This is a genomic window from Pseudomonas sp. LP_7_YM (assembly GCF_004364435.1).
Taxonomy (GTDB): domain Bacteria; phylum Pseudomonadota; class Gammaproteobacteria; order Pseudomonadales; family Pseudomonadaceae; genus Aquipseudomonas.
On sequence record NZ_SOCT01000015.1, the window covers coordinates 1 to 22,980 of the forward strand.

Genomic DNA, 22,980 nt, shown 5'->3' on the forward strand with positions numbered 1-22,980 from the left:
CCGGCCGCATCAGCCAGCACCAGAGCCGGCGCTGTATCGCCCAGAATGAACGTCAGTCGCTCGCCGGAGTACTCAGGGTCGAGCGGTACATAGGCACCACCCGCCTTCAGGATCGCCATCAGGCCAATAACCATCGCCGGGGAGCGTTCGACACAAATCGCTACTCGCTGGTCAGGCCTGACACCCAAAGCAATCAGCTGATGCGCCAACCGATTCGCTCTGGCGTTGAGTTCGCCATAGCTGAGCACCTGGCCTTCGAAGACCAGCGCCGTCGCCTCAGAATTGCGCGCAACCTGCGCCTCAAACAGCTGATGAATACACAGATGAATAGCGTATTCAGAAATAACTTGGTCGTGCATCCTTGCCTCCAGAAGTGAACAAGGTCACTTCTATCAATTGATTGCACCTACATCAGGCAAGTGCATGTTCATGAAACACTCTCTATTGACCCCTTCTGCCATTTGTCTCGAACCATACCAACGGCAAGTTATCGATCACCAATCACTATCAATTATAAAAGTCAGGCGTATGATCCGAAATCATCTTGCCACGGCCATTACACATGACCAATATTCACATCTGCTGATAACTGCAGACAGATTGCAGCTAAAAATCTTGTTATTTTCCGGTTATGAAAAGCAATATGTACTGCAAGACAAACCAATGTTTTTTTGCGACAGAAATAAAATTACGCTTTGAGCATCTTCAGAAAAACAATTTCCGAACCGATTACAGCTATGAACCCCATAGAATCCAAGAGTCTACCCCTGACACATCAAAGTCAATACCGGCTGAAAACTGGCACCCTGATGTGCTGCTCTCAAAATATCATTTCCGCGACCTGGCTATACTCCAACGTCATCCAGCATCCGGCGAAGCGGTTGTGAACACCCTCTAAATCGCCCTCAGCCCCGTTGAACCGCACCGACCTGCACTTTAAAACTGTCCACTGCTCTGCAATTCGAAGAGAAGTTATGGGATGTGATCGGGCTGTATCTCGACCCGCCCGACAGGACGTTTCACCCTGACTTTCGCTTTTTGGATGAATATAGTCGAGCACTTCTTTCGCGACATCACGGTGTATTGAAGTGAGCACCTTTTCAGCTCGGTTCGCAAATTAGAGAGTTCGATTACCCTATGCCTGACACTGCGAAATCCTCAGCTGACGCGCTACGCCTGAAATTCGAAAGGAGGATTATTTTGAACACGATGCAGCCAGCCTGTGAGGCGCGGGTCTCACAGGTTCATGAGTGAATTATTTCGAAAACAGCACTCTAGGCCGCCTGATGACTTTTTGGGAACGAATGCGCGATGTTATCGAACACCATGACGCTGGGGACGGGACTGCCCGCGCAGGCTTGATGTTTAATGCAGTTATACGTTCGCGTTTTATACCTATAAATTTATAAACAGCGGTACTTTTGTCCGAGATACATCTTGACTAAGTTCAATTAGGGTAAAAGACACCGAGTGGGCTCCTTCAGCACAAACCGGGAGACTGAAAATTTCCACTTAAAATAAAGACGAGTACACCGCTGAGCAGCGTGGCGTTCCAGCGTTGTGCATTGGCACTGTAAAACTGCGTGTCCGCAACAGCATGGGTTGACGCCACATCGTCGTTGCGGACAAACGCTCCTATCGGCATCTCAAATCTTAATACGCCAGAGACCCGCTCATTGTGAGCGGGGCGTTGAGCACTAAATCTGAAGTGGGTTCTGGGACGTATCACCTCTAATCAGGTAATGGGCGCAGGGTTGAACAACGTGATGTCGTTGTGCAAACGATAGTGCTCGGTCCAGGTCTTCTTTCTGCCGCTGGCGACATCCAGATAGAAATGGAACAGCTCCCAACCCAGTTCCTCGATGCTGGCGCGGCCCGTGGCGATACGTCCGGCGTCGATGTCGATCAAGTCCGGCCAGCGCTGTGCCAGTTCGGTTCGTGTCGACACCTTGACCACCGGTGACATCGCCAGCCCGTAGGGCGTTCCGCGTCCAGTGGTGAACACATGGAGGTTCATCCCGGCGGCCAGTTGCAGCGTTCCACACACGAAATCGCTGGCTGGCGTTGCGCAGAAGATCAGGCCTTTGCGATTGACCCGCTCACCCGGTCCCAACACGCCGTTAATCGCGCTGTTGCCGGATTTGACGATGGAGCCCAGGGACTTCTCGACAATGTTCGACAGCCCGCCCTTCTTGTTGCCGGGCGTCGTGTTGGCGCTGCGGTCGGCTTCGCCTTTGGCCAGATAGCGATCGTACCAATCCATCTCGCGCACCAACTCTTCGGCCACTTGCGTGGTCTCAGCGCGGGACGTCAGCAAGTAGATCGCATCACGCACTTCGGTGACTTCGGAGAACATCACCGTTGCACCTGCGCGCAGCAGCAGGTCAGAAGCATAGCCCAACGCCGGATTGGCTGTGATGCCGGAAAACGCATCGCTGCCGCCGCATTGCATGCCCAGAATCAGCTCGGACGCTGGTACGGTTTCGCGACGGCGTTGATCGAGTTTTTTCAGACGGGATTCGGCCAGCGCCATGATCTGTTCGATCATTTCATTGAAACCGTGTTTGGAATCCTGCAAGCGATACATCCACTCATCGCTGAGATCGACCGACGGATCGTTCGGGTGCATCACTTGTTCGGCCTGCAGTTTTTCGCACCCCAGACCGATCACCAGCGCCTCGCCGCCCAGATTCGGGTTGCGCGCCAGATTGCGTACGGTGCGGATGGGGATATAGGCGTCCCTGGCCGTGATCGCCACGCCACAACCATAGGTGTGGGTGATCGCGACCACGTCATCGACGTTGGGGTATTTGGGCAGCAGCTGCTCGCGAATCCGCTTTACCGCAAAATCCAGCACGCCGGTGACGCATTGCACGGTGGTGGTGATACCGAGGATGTTGCGCGTACCGACCGTGCCGTCGGCGTTGCGATAGCCCTCGAACGTAAAGCCCTCAAGCGGCTCGCCCTTGCCTGGAACTTCGGTGGAGAGCGGCAGGCTGTCCAGCGGTGGCGCGCTTGGCATGCGCAGTTGATCTTCCTTGACCCAGCTGCCTCGGGGAATCGGCTGCAGGGCATAACCGATGGCTTGCCCGTAACGAATCACCGCGCCGCCCTCGGGAATATCCACGGTGTTGACTTTGTGGCTTTGCGGCACGTTATCGAGGGTCACCAGACCATTGTCGAATTCTGTTCCCGCCGGTACGCCTTGGTCGTTGACCACGACGACAACGTTATCGCGCTCGTGCAGGCGAATGTAACGTGGCGAGTCGGCATGTTGAATCAAGTTCATCACGATCTTCCTCAGATGTTCGCTCGGGAAAGCTTGCTGGCTTCGCTGGCCCGCAGATCACCCTGCATGGGGGTGTCCTTCAATTCCACTCGTTTGATCTCGCCCACGATGAAGACGTAGCTGATCACCGCCACCAAGGCGTTGGCGCCGACGAACACCAGCGCCCATTTGAACGAGCCGGTGGTACTGATGATGTAGCCGATCACGATGGGGGTGGTGATCGAAGCGATATTACCGAACATGTTGAACAGCGCGCCGGACAGACCTGCGATCTGCTTCGGTGATGCGTCGGACATCACTGCCCAGCCCAGCGCACCGACACCCTTGCCGAAGAAGGCCAGGGCCATGAAACCCACGACGACCCATTCGATATCGACGTAGTTGCAGGTCACGATTGAGGTCGACAGCAGCAGACCACCAATGATCGGCGCCTTGCGGGCGAAGGTCAGTGATTTGCCGCGACGCAGCAGATAATCGGAGATGATCCCGCCGAGCACGCCACCAATGAAGCCGCAGATCGCGGGCAGCGAGGCGATAATACCGGCCTTGAGAATGGTCATGCCGCGCTCCTGCACCAGGTAAACGGGGAACCAGGTCAGGAAGAAATAAGTGATGGCGTTGATGCAGTACTGGGCCAGGTATATCCCCAGCATCATGCGATTGGTCAGCAGTTGACGAACATAGTCCCATTTCGGACCGCCGCTTTTGCCCTTCCCGTCCTGATCAATGTCGATCATCCCGCCGTTGTTAGCGATGTGATCGAGTTCGGCCTGATTGATCTTTGGGTGGTTACGCGGGCTGTGGATGACCTTCAGCCAGACCAGCGAGAACACGACGCCGGCACCGCCCATGACCACGAACACATGCTGCCAGCCGAAAGTGAAGACGATCCAGCCCATGATCGGGGCAAACAGAACCGTGGCGAAGTATTGCGCCGAGTTGAAGATTGCCGAGGCGGTGCCGCGCTCGGAGGTCGGAAACCAGGCCGCGACGATGCGTGCGTTACCGGGGAAGGATGGTGCTTCGGCCAGGCCCACCAGAAAGCGCAGCATGAACAACGCAACGATGGCAGTGGAGAGCCCAAACTCACCGACATAGCCTTGCAGCACGGTGAACAGCGACCAGGTAAAGATGCTCAGGGCGTAGACCTTCTTGGAGCCGAAGCGATCAAGTAGCCAGCCGCCAGGGATCTGACCAGCCACGTAGGCCCAACCAAAAGCGGAGAAGATATAACCGAGGGTGACGGCGTCGATGCCGAGGCTTTTTTGCAGGCTGGAGCCCGCGATGGCGATGGTTGCACGGTCGGCATAGTTGATCGTGGTCACCAGAAACAGCATGAGCAGAATCAAATAGCGGACGTGAGTCGGCTTGGTTTTTTGCATATTCGAAAACTCCCACTAATTATTTTTTTGCGCGGGTTAAACGATTTTTTATGTGTGTGTGCTGTTCGCAGCTGCGGCTGAATCCAGATGCGTTGAAGCGGTGCTTCAAAGGTGTAGCCAAGCGGTCACGGTGATACTTGGGGTAAAACTCAAGCGCGGCAGCCCTGCCTGCGCGAACGGTTCAAACGGAAACGGTATTGCTGTCAAACGCTGAAACCGAGCCCTTACGGCAAAAGCCGCTGATCTCTCAGCGGCTTTGCGGCAGGTCGGCGATTACTGTCGGCCTTGCTTGTCCATCAACGCGGCAAGCATGTCGACCTCTTCTGCGGTGAGGTCGGTCAGCGGCGCGCGGACCGGGCCTGCGTCGTAGCCAGCGATTTTCGCGCCCGCTTTGACGATGCTGACGGCGTAGCCGGCTTTACGGTTACGGATGTCCAGATAAGGCAGGAAGAAGTCGTCGATCAGCTTGCCAACGGTTTGGTGATCGTCTTTGGCAATGGCGTGGTAGAAGTCCATCGCCAGCTTCGGTACGAAGTTGAAAACCGCCGATGAGTAAACCGGCACGCCCAGCGCCTTGTAGGCGGCGGCATAGACTTCGGCAGTCGGCAGACCGCCCAGATAAGAGAAACGATCACCCAGACGCCGACGGATCGAAACCATCAGCTCGATATCGCCCAGACCGTCCTTGTAGCCGATCAGGTTAGGGCAACGCTCGCCCAGACGCTCCAGCAGCACAGGGGTCAGGCGGCAAACGTTGCGGTTGTAGACGACCACGCCGATCTTGACCGATTTGCACACCGCTTCGACGTGGGCAGCAACGCCGTCCTGGCTGGCTTCGGTCAGGTAGTGCGGCAGCAGCAGCAGGCCTTTGGCACCCAGGCGTTCGGCTTGCTGGGCCATCTGAATGGCTTGACGGGTCGGACCACCCACGCCGGCCAGAATAGGCACGGAGTTTTCGCAGGTATCAACGGCAGTCTTGATGATTTCGGAATATTCGTCGCCGGTCAGGGAGAAGAATTCGCCTGTACCACCTGCGGCGAACAACGCCGAGGCGCCGTAGGGGGCCAGCCACTCCAGACGCTTGATGTAGCCCGCGCGATGGAAATCGCCCTGAGCATTGAAATCGGTAACAGGGAAGGAAAGCAGACCGTGGGAGAGGATGGACTTAAGTTCTTGTGGATTCATTATTCGAACACCCTGGGGAGCTGATTGCGTGAATGGACCATCAGACCAGCGCTGATGTCGTAAGTCATCGTACAACTAGGAATGATATCTCTCAATAGGGACATGGAATTATTTATGATGGCCGGGATAAACGGTGACGCGCCAGCGCCGAGGCAGGCGTTGAGCCTGTCGGCACACTACCGATGGTCTGTAAACGCTGGGCCACTTGGGGAGTGAGCCTACTCACAAACAGCCCGCCATTTGCGAATCAGGTGGCGGCTTTCAGCACGTCTTTGTGACCAAGCTCACCGCCACGGGTTGTATAACCGGACAGGAATACCCCGAGATGTCCCGCTCATCAGGACAAGTCATACGACCTCAAGCCCTTTGCGATTCCGCTTGTTCATGGGCATGACGCAACCGCTCACGGCTGTTGGTCAGGTGCAGGCGCATCGCGGCGCGGGCAGCATCGGAGTCCTGGCGGGCGATAGCGTCATAGATTTCTTCGTGTTCACGACTCAGACGGTTCATGTAGTGCTGATGATCGTCGTGAGCCAGACGGGCCGAGTTCAATCGAGTCCGCGGAATGATGCTGGTGCCCAGGTGATTCATGATATCGGTGAAGTAACGGTTACCGGTAGATAGCGCAATTGCCATGTGGAACTGGAAATCGGCGCCTACGGCGTCACTGGCATGGGCCGCGCTTTCATTGAGTGCGTCGAGTGCGGCGCGCATGTCAGCCAGCTGTTCCGGCGAGCGGCGGTGTGCGGCCAGGCCTGCCGATTCGACTTCAAGACTGATGCGCAATTCCAGAATCGCCAAGACATCGCGCAGTGTGACGATGGTCGCCGGATCAATACGAAACCCGCTGGGGCTGGGCGTATCGAGCACAAAGGTGCCGATACCATGACGGGTCTCGACCAGACCTGAGGCCTGCAGCCGCGAAATGGCTTCGCGAACCACGGTGCGGCTCACGCCCTGCTCTTCCATGATCGCGGACTCGGTGGGCAATTTATCGCCGCGCTTGAGCTGACCGCTGCGAATGCGCTCGGAGAGTTCGGTTACCAGTTCCTGCGCAAGACTGCGGTGCTTTCTGCGCGCGCGAGGCGGAGCGCTCTGATTTTCCATATCCAACAGGGATCTCTAATACGGCGAAAGGCTAATCATAGCTCACCGAGTTGTACGATCACATCACAAACCCGGCAAGGTCGTAGGTTTTTGCGGCATGTTGTCCGACGGGTGCTCAAATCGCCGGTTGTGGATGCGGCTGCTCTCGCAACTGGCCGTCCTCGATCCGCAGATGACGGCTGTGAAAGCGCTTGAGACTGCTGCGATGCCCAATGCTCAGCAGGGTCACGCCCGGCAGTTCGTTGAGCAGGGTTTGATAAAGCGCAGCCTCGTCTTCTTCGTCCATCGCCGAGGTGGCTTCGTCCAGATACAGCCAGTGCGGCGCAAACAAGAGGGCACGGGCAAACGCAACCCGTTGCTGCTCGCCTGGCGACAACATGCGTTGCCAGTGATTGCTCTCATCCAGACGCGGTACCAGATGGCTTAGACGGCAGGCCTCCAGCACTTGAGTGAAGCGCTCGGCCGGGTACACCTCGGGCGCTTGTGGATAACTCAAGGCTTCGCGCAGGGTGCCAATGGGCAGATAGGGTTTCTGCGGCAGGAAGAACGCACGCTTGGCCGGCAACCTGACCGCGCCGTGCCCCTCGTTCCACAACCCGCCCATAGCGCGCAGCAAGGTACTTTTGCCGCTGCCGGAGCGACCGCTGAGCATGACTTTCTCGCCAGCGGCGATGTCCACGCTGGCGTTATTCAGCAGCTGACGACCACCGATCAACGAAAGATCCAGCCCCTGCACATGCAGCGCATCGCTCTCATGGCGGACATTGATCGCTGGCACGCGAGCTTCGTTTTCGTCCATGGCCTGACGGAAGCTGAGCAAACGATCACAGGTTGCACGCCACGATGCCAGTTGGGTGTACGCATCGATGAACCAGCTGAAGTTCTCCTGCACATTGCCGAATGCAGAGTTGATCTGCATCAGCTCGCCCAGTTCGATCTTGCCGGCGAAATAGCGCGGTGCAGCGACGACGAAGGCAAACACGATAGCGATCTGCGAGTAGCCTGCGGTGAAGAACGTCAGGCGCTTCTGTACTTTCATGATGGTCCAGAAGTTACTCCAGACCATGCCGAACCGTGCGCTCAGTCGTTGATTTTCATTGGCCTCACCGTCCGACAAGGCAATGCTTTCAGCGTTTTCGCGGACCCGGACCAGCGAGAAACGCAGGTCGGCTTCGTAGCGCTGTTGCTGGTTGCTGAGCGAGATCAGGCGTTTGCCGATCAGGTGGGTTAACCAGCTGCCTACTGCGGCATACAGCAGCGCGGCCCAGAACATGTAGCCCGGGACAGTGACGCCATACAACTCGATGCTGCCGGACACGCCCCACAGGATCACCGAAAACGACACCAGACTGACCAGCGTACGCAGCAGGCCAAGGCTCAGGCTCAGCGTATCGGAAGTGAAGTTATTGAGGTCTTCGGACAGACGCTGGTCCGGGTTATCGGTGTAGCCGCCCTGCTCCAGCCGGTAATAGTTCTTGTAGGCCAGCCACTTGGCGAAATGCTTTTCGGTGAGCCAGCGACGCCAGCGGATGGTCAGCATCTGCGTCAGGTAGAGGCGGTAAACCGCGCCCAGGATGGCAATGGCGGCAATCGCGCAGAAATACAGGATCAGGTGAGTGAAGGCGCCCAGATCCTTCTTTTCCAGCGCGTTATAAAAGTCCCGGTACCAGCTGTTGACCAGCACAGAGATGAAAACGCTGAACAACGAAAGCGCAATTACCGCAACGAGCAGTATCCAGGCCATGCCCTTTTCTTCGCTGCGCCAGTACGGCGTAACCAGCTTCCAGACCCTGGAGAAGAAACTCCCGGTTACAGCATCATTGACCCTGGATTCATCGACATCAACATTCATGGCAAAGGCTCGGAGGCAGGCATTTAAGGGCGCTGGCACCAATGTGCCAGACCCCACACACGGTCTTCCATGAAGAAATCTTTAATGTGGCGATCCCTGATTAACGACGGACCGGTCGCTTCTGCAACTTGCGCTGAAGCGTTCTGCGATGCATACCCAACGCCCGCGCTGTCGCCGAAATGTTGCCCTCGTGCTCGGTGAGCACCCGCTGAATGTGTTCCCACTGCAAGCGATCCACGGACATCGGGTTTTCCGGCACCAGCGTATCCAGATCGGCATGCTCGGAGAGCAATGCGGCCAGCACATCGTCGGCGTCGGCTGGCTTGCACAGGTAATTGCAGGCGCCGCGCTTGATGGCTTCGACCGCAGTGGCGATGCTCGAATAACCGGTCAGTATCAGGACACGCATTTCAGGGTCCAGTTCCAGCAGCTTGGGCAACAGCACCAGACCGGAGTCGCCCTCCATTTTCAGATCGACCGCGGCGTAGTCAGGAAGATCGTCCTGGGCCAGCTTCAAGCCTGCTTCGGCGGAACTGGCGGTGCTGACGCGAAAACCGCGACGGGCCATGGCCCTGGCCATGACGCGGGTGAAGGTGGCATCGTCATCCACCAGCAACAGGTGCGGCAACTCTTCGCCTTCGGCCTGGATTTCATCAGTCATACTTCATCTCCTGTTGCGTTACGTGGCAGGCGCAGCTCGGTGAGCGTGCCGCCTTCCTCGTGAGGATAGAGTCTTACCGAGCCGCCCGCGCGGGTAACGCTGGCTTTGCTCAGGAACAGGCCCAGGCCGAAGCCCTTGCCCTTGGTGGTAAAAAACGGTTTGCCGATCTGTTCCGCCACGGCCAACGGTACGCCTGCGCCGTGGTCGCGGATGCTGATGCTGATCTCCGCAACGCTCCAGTCCAAGTTGACTTCCAGCCCCTCAGGGCAGGCATCGGCAGCATTGTTCAGCAAGTTGAGCAGGGCCTGGGTCAGATCGGGAGGTGGAGCGACCATCGGTACTTCGCCCTGGCCCACACGCTGGAAGCGATAACTGGCTTCAGGCCGCATGAGGTGCCAGCGATTGAGCGCCTGATCAAGCCAGCGGGTGACTGTCTGCTCCTGCACGGACAGACGTCGATTGGCCTCGGCGGCACGCACCAGCTGCTGCAGGGTTTCCTTGCACAGCTTGACCTGATCCTGCAGCACCGAGAGGTCTTCCTGCAGCGCGGGGTCCTTATGGTCCTGCTGCATCTCCTTGAGCAGCACGCTCATGGTCGCAAGCGGCGTGCCCAGTTCGTGGGCAGCACCCGCGGCTTCGGTAGCCACGGCCAGCAGTTGCTGATCCCGGGCGCCCTCTTCCCGGCGTAACGCGCGCATCTGTTCCTGACGGCGCAGTTCTTCGGCCATACGTGCGGCAAAGAAGGTAATGACCCCGGCAGCCAGCGCGAAGCTCAGCCACATCCCGTAGATCTGCATCTTCTCGCGTGCAATGGCGAAGGGTTCCAGCGGATAGAAATTGGCGAGCATCAGGGTGTACAGCGCCAGGGCGATGCCGGACAGGATCAGCGAATAGCGCCATGGCAAGGTCACCGCAGCGATGGTTAACGGCACCAGATAATAGGAAACGAACGGGTTGGTCGACCCGCCGGAAAAGTACAGTAGCGCGCTGTGGATAAACAGGTCGAATGCCAGCTGGACAGCATATTCGAGCTCAGTGACCGGCCACGACGTGCGCAGCCTGATCGCCGTCAACAGGCACACGATTGCGGAACATCCAAGCGTGATGTCCAGTTGCAGCCAGGGCAGCGGCAGCAGGTTGAACAGATAGGCGAACCCGACCGAACCGGCCTGGGCGCCCAGTACCAGAATGCGGACGAACGTCAGTCGCCAGAGGTTCTGGCGCGTGGCAGAGAGTAGTTGTACGGGGGCGAGCATGAGCTCTCCTGATGAGCGCTCCAGGCGAATCGCAGGGAGTATAACCAATGCGACGCGGCTTTCCGTTAAAGAGCGGCAAAGTGCGTCAAAGCGCCACAGCGTTAGCGTAGAATGCCCCCGCCTAAGGCCAGCCCCATGAGGTGGATTCTCGCCTGGAACAAGCCCCTTGAAATACAGTCTCATGGGCATCCGTCCGGCATGCCTCGCGCAGCCACCATGCCGTGCAGCCACGTCCAACGGCTCGCCAAACAAGGAGTTTCACATGTCCAGCCTTCGCTCCACCGCCACATTACTTACCCTTGGCGCTGCGACGCTTGCCAGTGCCTGCGTCATGGCCGACGACGTTCATTACAATCAGATCTCCGTACGCGCCGAGGTCAATCAGGAGGTCCAACGGGACCTCATGACCGTCACCGTCTACACCGAGTCGCAGGATACCGACCCGGCCAAACTGGCCGCGGGGGTTACCGAAACCCTCAACAAGGCATTGGACCAGGCGCGTCAGATCAAGGATGTCACCATTCGCCAGGGCAGCCGCAACAGCTATCCGGTCTACGACGACAAGGGCCAGAAGATCACCGGTTGGCGCGAGCGTGCCGAGATTCGCCTCGAAAGCCCCAACTTCGCCGCCCTGTCCAAGTTGACCGGCGAACTGCTGGGCAGCGACATGAAAATGGGCGGCATGGACTTCTCCATCTCCAACCCGGCACGCAAAGCGAGCGAAGACACCTTGCTCAAGGACGCCGTCACAGCCTTTAAGGCCCGCGCACAACTGGTCACCGATGCCCTCGGCGGCAGCGGCTACAAACTGGTCAACCTCAACCTCAATACATCGGGCTACCCGCAGCCTTACTTGCGTGCGCCGGTCATGATGATGAAAGCCGCCCGCGCCGATGCCGCGCCCACGCCTGATGTCGAAGCGGGCACCAGCCAGGTCAGCGTTACCGCAGATGGCGTCATTGAAGTTTCCATCCCCTGATCCAACACCAGCGGCAGCCGAGGCTGCCGCTGATACCAGCCCCCTCGCCCCCCCCCCGCGTTTAGCCTTACCACATAGCGCCTTCTTTCCTGACGGGTCAGCGAGTCCTACGTCTGGCGAAGCCGTGGCTGATATTCACGTCCCCCGCAATACATAGAATCAACCCCCGAACCACTCAATACCACTGCGTGTCTGGAGCGTCCGTTGTTCAAGCTCACGCTGATCAACGACGCCAGCCCAAGCGCTTATCAATGATTCAAGGAAGAATCCACCATGGCTTTCCAATCCGCGACGTTACGCTCCCATGACCTGCCACAAAACGTACAGAGCACCTTTGCTCTCGACCTGCTAACCCAGATCGCAACCGATCTTTCAGGCGATGATTTCAGTCAGAGCATGGCGCGTATCTTTGACGAGGCGATTCCCGCGAGCATCTATAGGGCGTTGCAGAAACGCCTGATTGCGGGAGAAATCGAAAACCCGGCCATTCTGATCGGAGAAGGCGACTACCTCGCAGATTATGACAACCGTGAACGCGTGATCCGGATTCACTCTTCGGTGATTGAGAACGTTGTTCACAATGTTCGAACCACCGAATTTCTGAACATCCTTCTGCATGAGTTCGGCCACCATCTTGACAACGTGCTGCGCCATGATTTCAGCGAGCACCTGGCCGATGAATCAATGCCGCTGAGTGAAGACGCCCCGGGCGAAGAAGGGGCGCGTTTCTCATTCTGGATGGCATGGCAGGGCAAGTTCGACAGCATCTATATCCGTATTGCCACCCTCCAGCGCCAGGAACACAACCAGGCTCAGGACATCACGGTGAACTGGGAAACCGCGCACAAAACCATCATTACGCGTTACGACGCTGGCCTGGGCAATACCGAGCACTATCACAGCCACCCCGACCGCGAAGCCTTCGAAGCAGGCGATGGGGACGACCACCATATGACCCACCTCGAGATCGAGGAGGTTCTGGCCAGAAGCAGCTTTTCACAGAGCGAGCGCAAAGCGGTGTATTTCGGCAACTGGCTGCGGGACTACTCGCAGCTGCTCGACCCAAAGATCGTTCGCTCCGTGGACATGCCCAAGAACTTCCCCGATGTCTTGTCTCGCGAGGCACTGACCAAAATCGTCGACATCCTGTCGATCAAACGGTTTGGTGAACTGCGTCAACGCGCACCCAACCTGTTCACCGTCACCCCCGAACTCCTGGGGGTGTACCGCCCAAGCGAGCACATCGACAATCCGAAAAATACGGATTCACACGAGTTGGACCCTGCTACACGCGACCCTGATTTCGAACCGGTAGTGCTGCAGGGCGATCCACTGCTGGAGGTCGACTACCAAACCTCAATGAAACGCTACATCGAGCGCTCCGTGGACTTCATGGAACGTGAACTGCGCACAACCCTCAATGAGCAGCACAGCCACACAGGCTTGCGCGCATTCGGTTCAGCGCTCCACGTACTCGAAGACTTCTTCGCTCACTCTAACTTCGTCGAGCTGGCTCTGATCAAGAACGGTTATTCCGACGTGCTGCCCTGGACCTCGCCGGCTGACTGCAAGGCCGGGCTGCCGCTTGTGACCGGAATGTTCGGATCGACAGACGTGCTGGCGAGCCTGGCGGGCCCCTTGGGCAAGATCCTCTTCTCGCTCGAAGACGTCACTTACATGCCTTTGAAACCTGGTGACCGCAGCCCTCGTGAGCAAATACTGCTGATCCTGCTTCAGGAACATCACAATCCACGCTATCTGCAAATCTTCGAGGAGTTCCTGAGTGCCCGCGATGCCTGGATCGATCTGCCATTTGCCGCCTTTCTGCAGCGCTGTGCGGCTTACTTGCAAGGCGCTGCCGCTGTGCCGGGTAATGCCGTGGGTATTGTCATGAAAGATGTCCTCATGCTGTTCGGGGAAAACGTTGATGAATGGCAGACTCGGTATGGGCAGGACCCTCACGACAATGGTTCGACTGATCCAACTCATTCGCAACTGGCCAAGGATCACGCCGAACACCCCCTGCATTTGCTGGCAGCATCGCTGGCCGCCCACGCCGTCAGGGATGTAGGCGATGCCATGGTGGAATATTGGGCCGGCAATGCAGATGCCGACCCAATCGCCGTGGCCCGGTCCTACTTCAAGCACCCTCAAGACACTGAGTGGCAGGATGAACGGGTTGAAACCTGGGCTGCAGAAAATCCACGGGAGGTGCGACGCAGCACCTCAAAAACCGAACTTTTCGAGATCAACAGGCAGCTGGCGATGACAGGCAGCAACGCGCTGGAACAGATGAGGAGAGACAGCATCGCTTACCTTAACTTCATGCGTGGTGAGTTTCTCGACAAGGACTCTCCTCTCTGGGCGCTGATCAACCTGACCCCCGGCGGCGGCGGGTTGAAAACGCTGCTTCTGTTATTGGGCATTATTAAATAGATCTATCGGGCTTCTTGTACGGCCTCTCATGGGTACGGCATTCTGCGCTGTCGTTCATCACTCGATGATTTTCAGGCACGAATGCCGCATTTTTATGAGGTCTACATGGAGAACACCGTCAAACCCTTGCTTCTGGCTGCTGCAATGGCCCTCTGTGTGCCATCGGTGCATGCCGCCAGCACCCTGGTGTATTGCTCCGAAGCGAGCCCCGCTGGTTTCGATCCGAGCCAGTACACCAGCGGCACCGAGTTCGATGCTTCAGCCGAAACTGTTTTCAACCGCCTGACCCAGTTCAAGCGCGGCGGCACTGAAGTGGAACCGGGGCTGGCCACCCAATGGGAGGTTTCCGAAGACGGCCTGACTTATACGTTCCATTTGCGCCAAGGCGTGAAGTTCCACACCACCGACTACTTCAAGCCCTCGCGCGAATTCAACGCTGACGACGTGCTGTTCACCTTCAACCGCCTGCTCAACGCCGACGATTCGTTCCGAAAGGCCTATCCGTCCGAATCGCCGTACTTCACCGACATGGACATGAACAAAACCATCAAGCAGGTGGAGAAGGTCGATGAGCAGACAGTCAGGTTCCATCTGAACAATATCGACGCTGCATTCATTCAGAACCTGGCCATGAGCTTCGCCTCGATTCAGTCCGCCGAATACGCCGCGCAACTGCTTAAGGAAGGCAAGGCCGAGGAGATCAATCAAAAGCCCGTTGGCACCGGCCCGTTCGTGTTCAAACGCTATCAAAAAGACGCACAGATCCGCTTCGTCGGCAACAAGGACTACTGGAAACCAGAGGATGTGAAGCTCGACAACCTAATCTTCTCGATCAATACCGACGCCGCCACACGCTTGCAGAAACTCAAGGCCAACGAGTGCCAGATCAGCGGCTACCCACGGCCGGAGGACATCGCCGAAGCACAGAAAGATCCGAACCTGAAGGTGTTGAGTCAGGCTGGCTTTAACCTGGGCTTTTTGGCCTACAACGTGACCCACCCGCCGCTTGACCAGCTCAAGGTGCGTCAGGCGCTGGACATGGCCATCGACAAGCCGGCCATTATAAAGGCGGTCTACCAGGGCGCAGGTCAACTCGCACAAAACGCCTTACCACCTGCGCAATGGGGCTATGATCCGAACATCAAGGACGCACCTTATGACCCCACAAAAGCCAAACAACTGCTCAAGGAAGCTGGCGTAGCACCGGGCACGCAGATCAACCTGTGGGCGATGACCGTGCAGCGCGCTTCCAACCCGAATGCGCGCATGTCGGCACAAATGATCCAGTCCGACTGGGCGAAGATTGGCATCAAGGCCAACATCGTCAGCTACGAATGGGGCGAGTACATCAAGCGCGCCAAGGCCGGCGAACACGATGTGATGATCTATGGCTGGACCGGTGACAATGGGGATCCGGACAACTGGCTCGGCGTGCTCTACAGCTGCGCGGCGGTCAAGGGCAGCAACTATGCGAAATGGTGCAACCCGGCGTACGACAAGCTGGTCACCCAGGCCAAGCTGACCAGCAACCGTGATGAGCGCATCAAGCTGTATCAGCAGGCGCAGATCATTCTGAAAAACGACGTACCGATCACTCCGATTGCCAATTCCAAGGTGTTCCAGCCCATGCGTAAAGAGGTGCATGACTTCAAGCTCAGTCCGTTTGGCCTGACGCCCTTTTATGGGGTGAGCGTGGCCAAATAGCCCCACTGAAAAGCAACAGCAAAGTAACACTCACGATACAAACGGGTGCATTCGCAACGTTGCGATGCACCTTAAAAGCGCAACAAAGATATCGATATGCGACACGCAAACGTTCAACAGCGTCAGAACTTATACTTTTGCGACATTCCTGTACGTTCGTGCCACTCTTTGACACTTGAGAGACGTCAGCATCTTGCTTTGGGTATGGCGCCTGCATAAGTATCCGCGGGAACGACCTATAAGGTCGTACCCTCAACCAAAAAATGACAACAACTGAGGCCACCATGCTCAAAAAAGCGGTCATTCCGTTTCTACTCGGCGCAGGTTTGATCGCCAGCGCTCCCTTCGCTCAAGCAGCATCGAACCTGGTGTTCTGTTCTGAAGGCAGCCCCGCTGGTTTCGACCCAGGTCAATACACCACCGGCACCGACTTCGACGCTTCGGCCGAAACCGTTTTCAACCGTTTGAGCCAGTTCGAACGAGGCGGCACCGCTGTTATTCCAGGCCTGGCCACCAGCTGGGACGTCTCCCCGGACGGCCTGAGCTACACTTTCCACCTGCGTGAAGGTGTCAAGTTCCACACCACGCCCTATTTCAAACCCACCCGTGCCTTCAATGCCGACGACGTGTTGTTTACGTTCAACCGCATGATCAACAAGGACGATCCGTTCCGTAAGGCGTACCCGACCGAATTCCCGTACTTCACCGACATGGCGATGGACACCAACATCACCAAGATCGAGAAGATTGACGATCACACGGTCAAGATGACCCTGGGCGTGGTGGACGCAGCGTTCATTCAGAACCTGGCCATGAGCTTTGCCTCGATTCAGTCAGCTGAATACGCCGCCCAATTGCTCAAGCAAGGCAAGCCGGAAGAAATCAACCAGAAGCCGATCGGCACCGGTCCTTTCGTATTCAAGAGCTACCAGAAAGACTCCAACATCCGTTTCACCGGAAACAAGGACTACTGGAAGCCTGAAGACGTCAAAGTCGACAATCTGATTTTCGCCATCACCACCGACGCTTCGGTTCGCATGCAGAAGCTGAAGAAGAACGAATGCCAGGTCACCGATTACCCGCGTCCTGCCGATCTGGCGCCGTTGAAGGCCGACCCTGCGCTGAAGATGCCTGATCAGGCAGGCTTCAACCTGGGTTACATCGCCTACAACGTGATGCCGAAAATCAAGGGTGACGATAAGCCGAACCCGCTGGCAGACCTGAAAGTGCGTCAGGCACTGGACATGGCCGTCGACAAGAAAGCCATCATCGAGGCGGTGTATCAGGGCGCAGGCCAACTGGCTGTCAACGCCATGCCGCCGACTCAGTGGTCTTACGACAAAACCATCAAGGACGCGCCATACGATGTCGTCAAAGCCAAGGACCTGCTCAAGAAAGCCGGCGTGAAGGAAGGTACCGAAATCACCCTGTGGGCGATGCCGGTTCAGCGTCCGTATAACCCGAACGCCAAGCTGATGGCCGAGATGCTGCAGAACGACTGGAAGAAGATCGGCATCAACGCCAAGATCGTCTCCTATGAGTGGGGCGAGTACATCAAGCGCGCCAAGGCGGGTGAAAACGGCGCCATGCTGATTGGCTGGAGCGGCGACAACGGTGACCCGGACAACTGGCTGGGCACCCTGTTCGGCTGTGACGCAATGAACGGCAACAACTTCGCCAAATGGTGTGACAAACCTTTCGACAAGCTGATCCACGAAGCCAAGGAAACCACCGACCAGGCCAAGCGCACCGAGCTGTACGAACAGGCTCAGCACTTGCTCAAGGATGCCGTACCAATGACTCCGATTGCGCACTCCACTGTTTATCAGCCAATGCGCAAGGAAGTTCAGGACTTCAAGATCAGCCCATTCGGTCTGAACTCGTTCTACGGCGTGAGCGTCAGCGGTAAGTAACACTTCTACATGACTTCATGGTCGCGATCCCTTCAGGTGTCGCGACCGTGTCGTTATGTGCGTGCCTGCTGAATGAAAATGAATATCGTTAGATGAGTACGAGAAAGAATTTTCCTACTAACGATATTCACTTTTCCTACAAGTTTTTAAGTAATCAGAAGTATTTACTGTGCGGCTTGACGGACATACCGTCTCAGTCCCCCGCATTTGGTATTTGCCGTCCATCTGTTGATCGGGTTTGCTGATCGCAAAGTCCATTTGCGCAAACGATTGCCCTGGAATTTTCATCATTAAAGGTTCCAGACGATAAGGATTGTCATGCCTAAGCACATTGTTCTGAATTCGCTATTGACCGCCGGGCTACTGGCCGCTGTTTCTGTGTCCCACGCTGCCACGAAGAGTCTGGTCTTCTGCTCCGAGGGCAGCCCTGCCGGTTTTGACATCGCGCAATACACATCGGGCACTGATAACGATGCAGCCGAGCCGATTTATAACCGTCTCGCTGAGTTCGAACGCGGCCAGACCAGCGTGGTCCCTGCCCTGGCCACAGGTTGGGAGGTATCTGCGGACGGCCTGAGCTACACTTTTCACCTGCGCGAAGGGGTGAAATTCCATAGCAACAAGCTGTTCACTCCTACGCGCGATTTCGATGCTGACGATGTGCTGTTTACCTTCAATCGCATGCTGCAAAAAGATCATCCGTTCCGGCTCGCTTATCCAACCGAGTTTCCTTATTTCACCAGCATGGGGCTGGACAAGAACATCAAGTCTGTCGAAAAAACCGGGCCAATGACTGTCGTGTTTACTTTGAACAAGGTAGACGCGGCGTTTATCCAGAATATCGCAATGAACTTCGCTTCAATTCTCTCCGCGGAATATGCTGCCAAACTGATGGCATCGGGCGATGTTCGTGAAATAAACCAGTCACCGATTGGTACCGGCCCTTTTGTTTTTCAGCGTTATCAGAAAGATTCGCAAATCCGCTATGTTGCCAATAAACACTTTTGGGACCCGAGTCGGGTAAAGATCGATCAACTGATATTTGCCATCAATACCGACGCATCGGTACGGGTGCAAAAACTCAAGAAAAACGAGTGCCAGGTCACCCTCAATCCGCGCCCGGCCGATGTTGCGTCGATCAAGGCGGACAAACAATTGAACGTCATCGACAAGCCTGGCTTCAACCTTGGCTACATCGCCTACAACGTCCGTCACGCACCGCTGGACAACGTGCAGGTGCGTCAGGCGCTGGACATGGCAGTCGACAAGAAAGCCATCATCGATGCCGTGTATCAGGGCGCAGGCCAGTTAGCGCAGAACGCCATGCCGCCGACCCAGTGGTCCTATGACGATACGGTCAAGGACGCGCCGTATGACCCGGACAAGGCACGCCAGTTGCTGCGCGCCGCAGGGGTCAAGGAAGGCACAGAACTGACGCTCTGGGCCATGCCCGTGCAGCGGCCCTACAACCCCAATGCCAAGCTGATGGCACAGATGCTCCAGGCAGATTGGGCCAAGGTCGGCATCAAGGTCACCATCGTCAGTTACGAATGGGGCGAGTACCTCAAGCGCACCAAGAACGGCGAGCACGATATCTCGCTGATCGGCTGGACCGGCGACAACGGTGACCCGGACAACTGGCTGGGCACGCTCTACAGCTGCGCCTCTATCGGTGGTAATAACTACTCGATGTGGTGCGACGAGAAATACGATGCGTTGATCAAGGCCGCTGTCTCCACGGCAAACAAGGACCAACGCATCGGTCTCTACCAGCAGGCCCAGCACTACCTGAAAAGTCAGGTGCCGATCACGCCGATAGCTCACTCAACTGTCATCCAGCCTATGCGCACGCAGGTCCAGGACTTTCTGGTCAGCCCCTTCGGACGCAACAGCTTCTCGGGCGTCAGCATCGCCGAATAGACCCAGGCAACCGTGCCACAGGTGATCTTCGCCTTTGGCACTGCTTTATCCGCAATCTGCGGAGCAAGCGCAAAAAGGCCCACGAGGCCGTTTCACCCAAGCCGGCCCACTCATAAAACCGGCCTCTATAAAAGATGTAAACGGGAGCTTAAGAACGTGAAAAAAGCCAGCACTGCTGTATTCGCCCTGTCCGCACTCGCTTTGAGCGTCGCGGTTCAGGCAGAGCCAACCAGCCAGGAGTTCGTACCGACCTCCCTGGCAACAAGTAACGCCCAGAGCGAAGCCAAAGGCTTTCTGGAAGACTCGAAAGTGACCGGTTCGACCAAGAACTGGTACGCCAATGAGTTGCTGCGTCGAGGCGGCACATTCAGCCGTAGCGAGAACGGCGCCGTGGTCGACCGTGATCCACGCCGGATCAACTGGGTGCAGGGCACCATCGTTGACTACAGCTCGGGCTTTACCCAGGGTCCTATCGGTTTTGCGACCCAAATGGCGGTCTACAACGCCGTCGCGCTGGATCGCGACAAAGACGACCTGATGGGCGGCGCCAACCGTACCCTGACCAGGAACAACGGTGATGCGGTCGGTCAGTGGAGCAAGCTGGGCCTGGGCAACGTCAAGGCTCGTATCTCCAACACAACCCTGACTGCGGGCCGCCAGTCTGTGAACACGCCGGTAATCGCCTATATCGGCAACCGCGCGCTGCCATCGAGCTTCGAAGGCGTGAGCATCCTGAGCGAGGAATTCAACAACCTGTCATTCCAGGCCGGCAGCTTTGATCGCGTTTCACCGCGCTCCGAACAGAGCCTGACCAAATTCCGCTCCGAGTACACTGCAAACGCGAATGTCGAAGCCGATCGCGTGGACATGGCCGGTGTGGACTACAAGCCGCTCAAGAGTCTGACCACCAGCTTTTACGTCTCCAACGTTCAGGACTTCTGGCACCAGTACTACTTCTCGTTCCTGCATGAGCTGGGCGACACCGATGTACTGGGCCTGAGCACCAACCTGAACTACTACAAAACCAAAGATTCCGGGCAGAAGAAGATGGGCCCGATCGACAACGACACCTACAGCCTGTCGTTGACCGCTACCCACAAGGCGCACAGCTTCAGCATCGCGTACCAGCAAGTCTTCGGCGATACTTACTTCGACTACCTCCACGACACCAACGCCATCTTCCTGGCCAACTCCCTGCTCTCGGACTTCAACGGCCCGAACGAGAAGTCGGTGCAGTTGGGCTACCTGTTGAACATGGCGGACTACGGCGTGCCGGGGCTGAAATTCAACATCTATCAGGCTCGCGGTTTTGGTATCGACGGTTCGGGTTACAAAGGCACTGCCTACAACGAAACCGGTCTGGACGGCACTGTTGCCCACTATGAATACGGCATCGGTACGTCATACACCCTGCAGTCCGGCCCCTTGAAGGCTTCGACTATGCGCGCGACCTACACAACCCACCGCGCAAACTCTGACGCGCAAATTGACGGCAACATAAACGAATTCCGTCTGGTGACCACCATTCCGTTCAACATCCTGTAATCACCACAACCGTGGGCTGTTTCGAGGCCGTTCCCAGACAGAACTTAATGCCTTGAAACGCCCACTCAGTAATGGCTTCATCACTTGCGGAGGGCGTTTTCTTGAAATCGACATTCAAACTCGCAACATTGCGAAACGCAGTCGCACTGGCACTGTTCAGCGTCGCGGTCGGCGTCTCGGCCAAGCCACTGGTAGTCTGCACCGAAGCCAGCCCGGAGGGGTTCGATCCGGTGCTTTACACCACCGCCGTCACTGCCGACGCGGCAGCGGAAACCGTCTTTAACCGTCTAGTGGATTTCAAGCCCGGCACCACCGAGATCCAGCCCGCGCTGGCCGAGTCGTGGGAGATCAGTGAAGACGGGCTCAATTACACGTTCCATCTGCGCAAAGGCGTCAAGTTCCACACCACCGAGTACTTCAAACCAACCCGCGACATGAATGCCGACGACGTGGTCTGGAGTTTCCAGCGCCAGTTGGACCCGAATCATCCTTGGCATAAACAATCGGCCGTGGGCTATCCATACTTCGAGAGCATGGGCTTTAAGGAACTGCTCAAGAACGTCGAGAAGGTTGACGACAACACTGTCAAATTCACCCTCACCCGCCGCGAAGCACCGTTCCTCGTCGACATGGCCATGGCCTTTGCATCGATCTACCCGGCCGAGTATGCCGATCAATTGCTCAAGGCCAACAAGACTGACAACCTGAACAGTCAGCCTATCGGTACCGGCCCATTCATCTTCCAGCGCTACGCCAAGGACGCCCAGGTGCGCTTCAAGGCCAACCCGGACTACTTCCGTGGCAAGCCGCCGGCTGACACGCTCATTTTGGCCATCGCCACCGATAACAACGTACGCATGCAGAAGCTCAAGGCCAACGAATGTCAGGTCGCGTTGTACCCCAAGCCCGATGACATCCCGAACACCAAGAAAGACCCAAACCTGAAGGTCGATGAGCTGAACGCGATGACGACCGCCTACATCGCCATGAACACAACACACAAGTACATGAGTGACGTACGCGTGCGTAAGGCCATTGAAATCGCCTTCGACAAAGAGGCCTACGTCAACGCCCTGTTCGGCAAAGGCAATGCTACCGTCGGGGTTAACCCTTACCCTGATACGCTGCTGGGCTATAACAAGGCCCTGAAGAACCCTGCGCACGACCTGGACAAGGCACGTGCCTTGCTTAAGGAAGCGGGCGTACCAGAGAACACCGTGTTTACCTTGTTCACCCGCAACGGCGGCGGGCCAACCAACCCGAATCCGATGCTGGGTGCACAAATGATGCAGGCCGATCTAGCGAAAGTCGGCATTAACTTAGATATTCGCGTCATGGAATGGGGCGAAATGCTCAAACGGGCCAGAAACGGCGAGCACGACATGGTGTCGGCCGGCTGGTCAGGCGACAATGGCGACCCTGATAACTTTCTGACGCCGAACCTCAGCTGCGAAGCCGCCAAAAATGGTGAAAACTACGCGCGCTGGTGCAACCCGAAGTTCCAGACGCTGATCGATCAGGCCCGGGAAAAAACCGACCCGGCCGAACGGGCCTCACTCTATGAGCAGGCGCAGGTTATCTTCAATCAGGATCTGCCATGGATAAGCATGGCGCACAACAAGATGTTCACTGCAATGCGCAAAAACGTGGAGGGTTATTACATTAGCCCTCTCACCACTAATAACTTCGCTACCACCCAAGTGAAGTAGAAGAAGAATCTGGCGGGCTCTTACTTGAGACCCGCCGGAACA

At 56.8% G+C, this 22,980-nt stretch carries 14 protein-coding genes and 2 pseudogenes; 8 read left to right on the forward strand and 8 right to left on the reverse strand.

Annotated features, from left to right (window positions below):
* Positions 1-335: pseudogene (locus EC915_RS22460) on the reverse strand (AMP-binding protein); the annotation flags it as partial.
* Positions 336-1,018: 683 nt separating this feature from the next.
* Between EC915_RS22460 and EC915_RS25380 the strand changes: the two are divergent.
* Positions 1,019-1,254: pseudogene (locus EC915_RS25380) on the forward strand (IS630 family transposase); the annotation flags it as partial.
* Positions 1,255-1,735: 481 nt separating this feature from the next.
* Here the strand turns inward: EC915_RS25380 and garD are convergent.
* From garD to EC915_RS22495, 7 genes are all read right to left on the reverse strand, one after another.
* Complete coding sequence (gene garD, locus EC915_RS22465; RefSeq protein WP_133752708.1) at positions 1,736-3,289, reverse strand: galactarate dehydratase; 1,554 nt, start codon at positions 3,287-3,289, stop codon at positions 1,736-1,738.
* 11 nt (positions 3,290-3,300) lie between these two features.
* Positions 3,301-4,671 carry an MFS transporter gene (locus EC915_RS22470; RefSeq protein ID WP_133752709.1) on the reverse strand — a complete coding sequence of 457 codons (1,371 nt, stop codon included), beginning with the start codon at positions 4,669-4,671 and terminating at the stop codon, positions 3,301-3,303.
* A 273-nt stretch (positions 4,672-4,944) separates the two neighbouring features.
* Positions 4,945-5,856 carry a 5-dehydro-4-deoxyglucarate dehydratase gene (gene kdgD, locus EC915_RS22475; RefSeq protein ID WP_133752710.1) on the reverse strand — a complete coding sequence of 304 codons (912 nt, stop codon included), beginning with the start codon at positions 5,854-5,856 and terminating at the stop codon, positions 4,945-4,947.
* Between the two features lie 357 nt (positions 5,857-6,213).
* On the reverse strand, positions 6,214-6,963 hold the full coding sequence (locus EC915_RS22480) for a FadR/GntR family transcriptional regulator (RefSeq protein WP_133752765.1): 750 nt from the start codon (positions 6,961-6,963) through the stop codon (positions 6,214-6,216).
* A gap of 115 nt (positions 6,964-7,078) precedes the next feature.
* On the reverse strand, positions 7,079-8,815 hold the full coding sequence (locus EC915_RS22485) for an ABC transporter ATP-binding protein/permease (RefSeq protein WP_133752711.1): 1,737 nt from the start codon (positions 8,813-8,815) through the stop codon (positions 7,079-7,081).
* Between the two features lie 100 nt (positions 8,816-8,915).
* Positions 8,916-9,476, reverse strand: a complete 561-nt coding sequence (locus EC915_RS22490; RefSeq protein WP_133752712.1) for a response regulator transcription factor — start codon at positions 9,474-9,476, stop codon at positions 8,916-8,918.
* Positions 9,473-10,732: an ATP-binding protein gene (locus EC915_RS22495; protein WP_133752713.1), complete on the reverse strand. Its 1,260-nt coding sequence runs from the start codon at positions 10,730-10,732 to the stop codon at positions 9,473-9,475. The genes EC915_RS22490 and EC915_RS22495 overlap by 4 nt, the downstream gene beginning before the upstream one ends.
* A gap of 262 nt (positions 10,733-10,994) precedes the next feature.
* Between EC915_RS22495 and EC915_RS22500 the strand changes: the two genes are divergently transcribed.
* The 7 genes from EC915_RS22500 to EC915_RS22530 all read left to right on the forward strand — a co-directional run bounded on the left by EC915_RS22500 (position 10,995) and on the right by EC915_RS22530 (position 22,938).
* A complete protein-coding gene (locus tag EC915_RS22500; protein WP_133752714.1) occupies positions 10,995-11,711 on the forward strand; it encodes an SIMPL domain-containing protein in 717 nt (238 codons plus the stop codon).
* A 273-nt stretch (positions 11,712-11,984) separates the two neighbouring features.
* Entirely contained in the window at positions 11,985-14,147 is a 2,163-nt protein-coding gene (locus tag EC915_RS22505; protein ID WP_256658809.1) for a Het-C domain-containing protein, read from the forward strand.
* A 105-nt stretch (positions 14,148-14,252) separates the two neighbouring features.
* Positions 14,253-15,851, forward strand: coding sequence for an ABC transporter substrate-binding protein (locus tag EC915_RS22510; protein ID WP_133752715.1), 1,599 nt, complete (start codon positions 14,253-14,255; stop codon positions 15,849-15,851).
* A 284-nt stretch (positions 15,852-16,135) separates the two neighbouring features.
* Entirely contained in the window at positions 16,136-17,764 is a 1,629-nt protein-coding gene (locus tag EC915_RS22515; RefSeq protein WP_133752716.1) for an ABC transporter substrate-binding protein, read from the forward strand.
* 318 nt (positions 17,765-18,082) lie between these two features.
* Positions 18,083-19,684, forward strand: coding sequence for an ABC transporter substrate-binding protein (locus tag EC915_RS22520; RefSeq protein ID WP_133752717.1), 1,602 nt, complete (start codon positions 18,083-18,085; stop codon positions 19,682-19,684).
* A gap of 156 nt (positions 19,685-19,840) precedes the next feature.
* Positions 19,841-21,229 carry an OprD family porin gene (locus tag EC915_RS22525; protein ID WP_133752718.1) on the forward strand — a complete coding sequence of 463 codons (1,389 nt, stop codon included), beginning with the start codon at positions 19,841-19,843 and terminating at the stop codon, positions 21,227-21,229.
* A 101-nt stretch (positions 21,230-21,330) separates the two neighbouring features.
* Positions 21,331-22,938 (forward strand): ABC transporter substrate-binding protein, encoded by a 1,608-nt coding sequence (locus EC915_RS22530; protein ID WP_256658810.1) that lies wholly within the window; start codon positions 21,331-21,333, stop codon positions 22,936-22,938.
* Positions 22,939-22,980 lie beyond the last annotated feature (42 nt).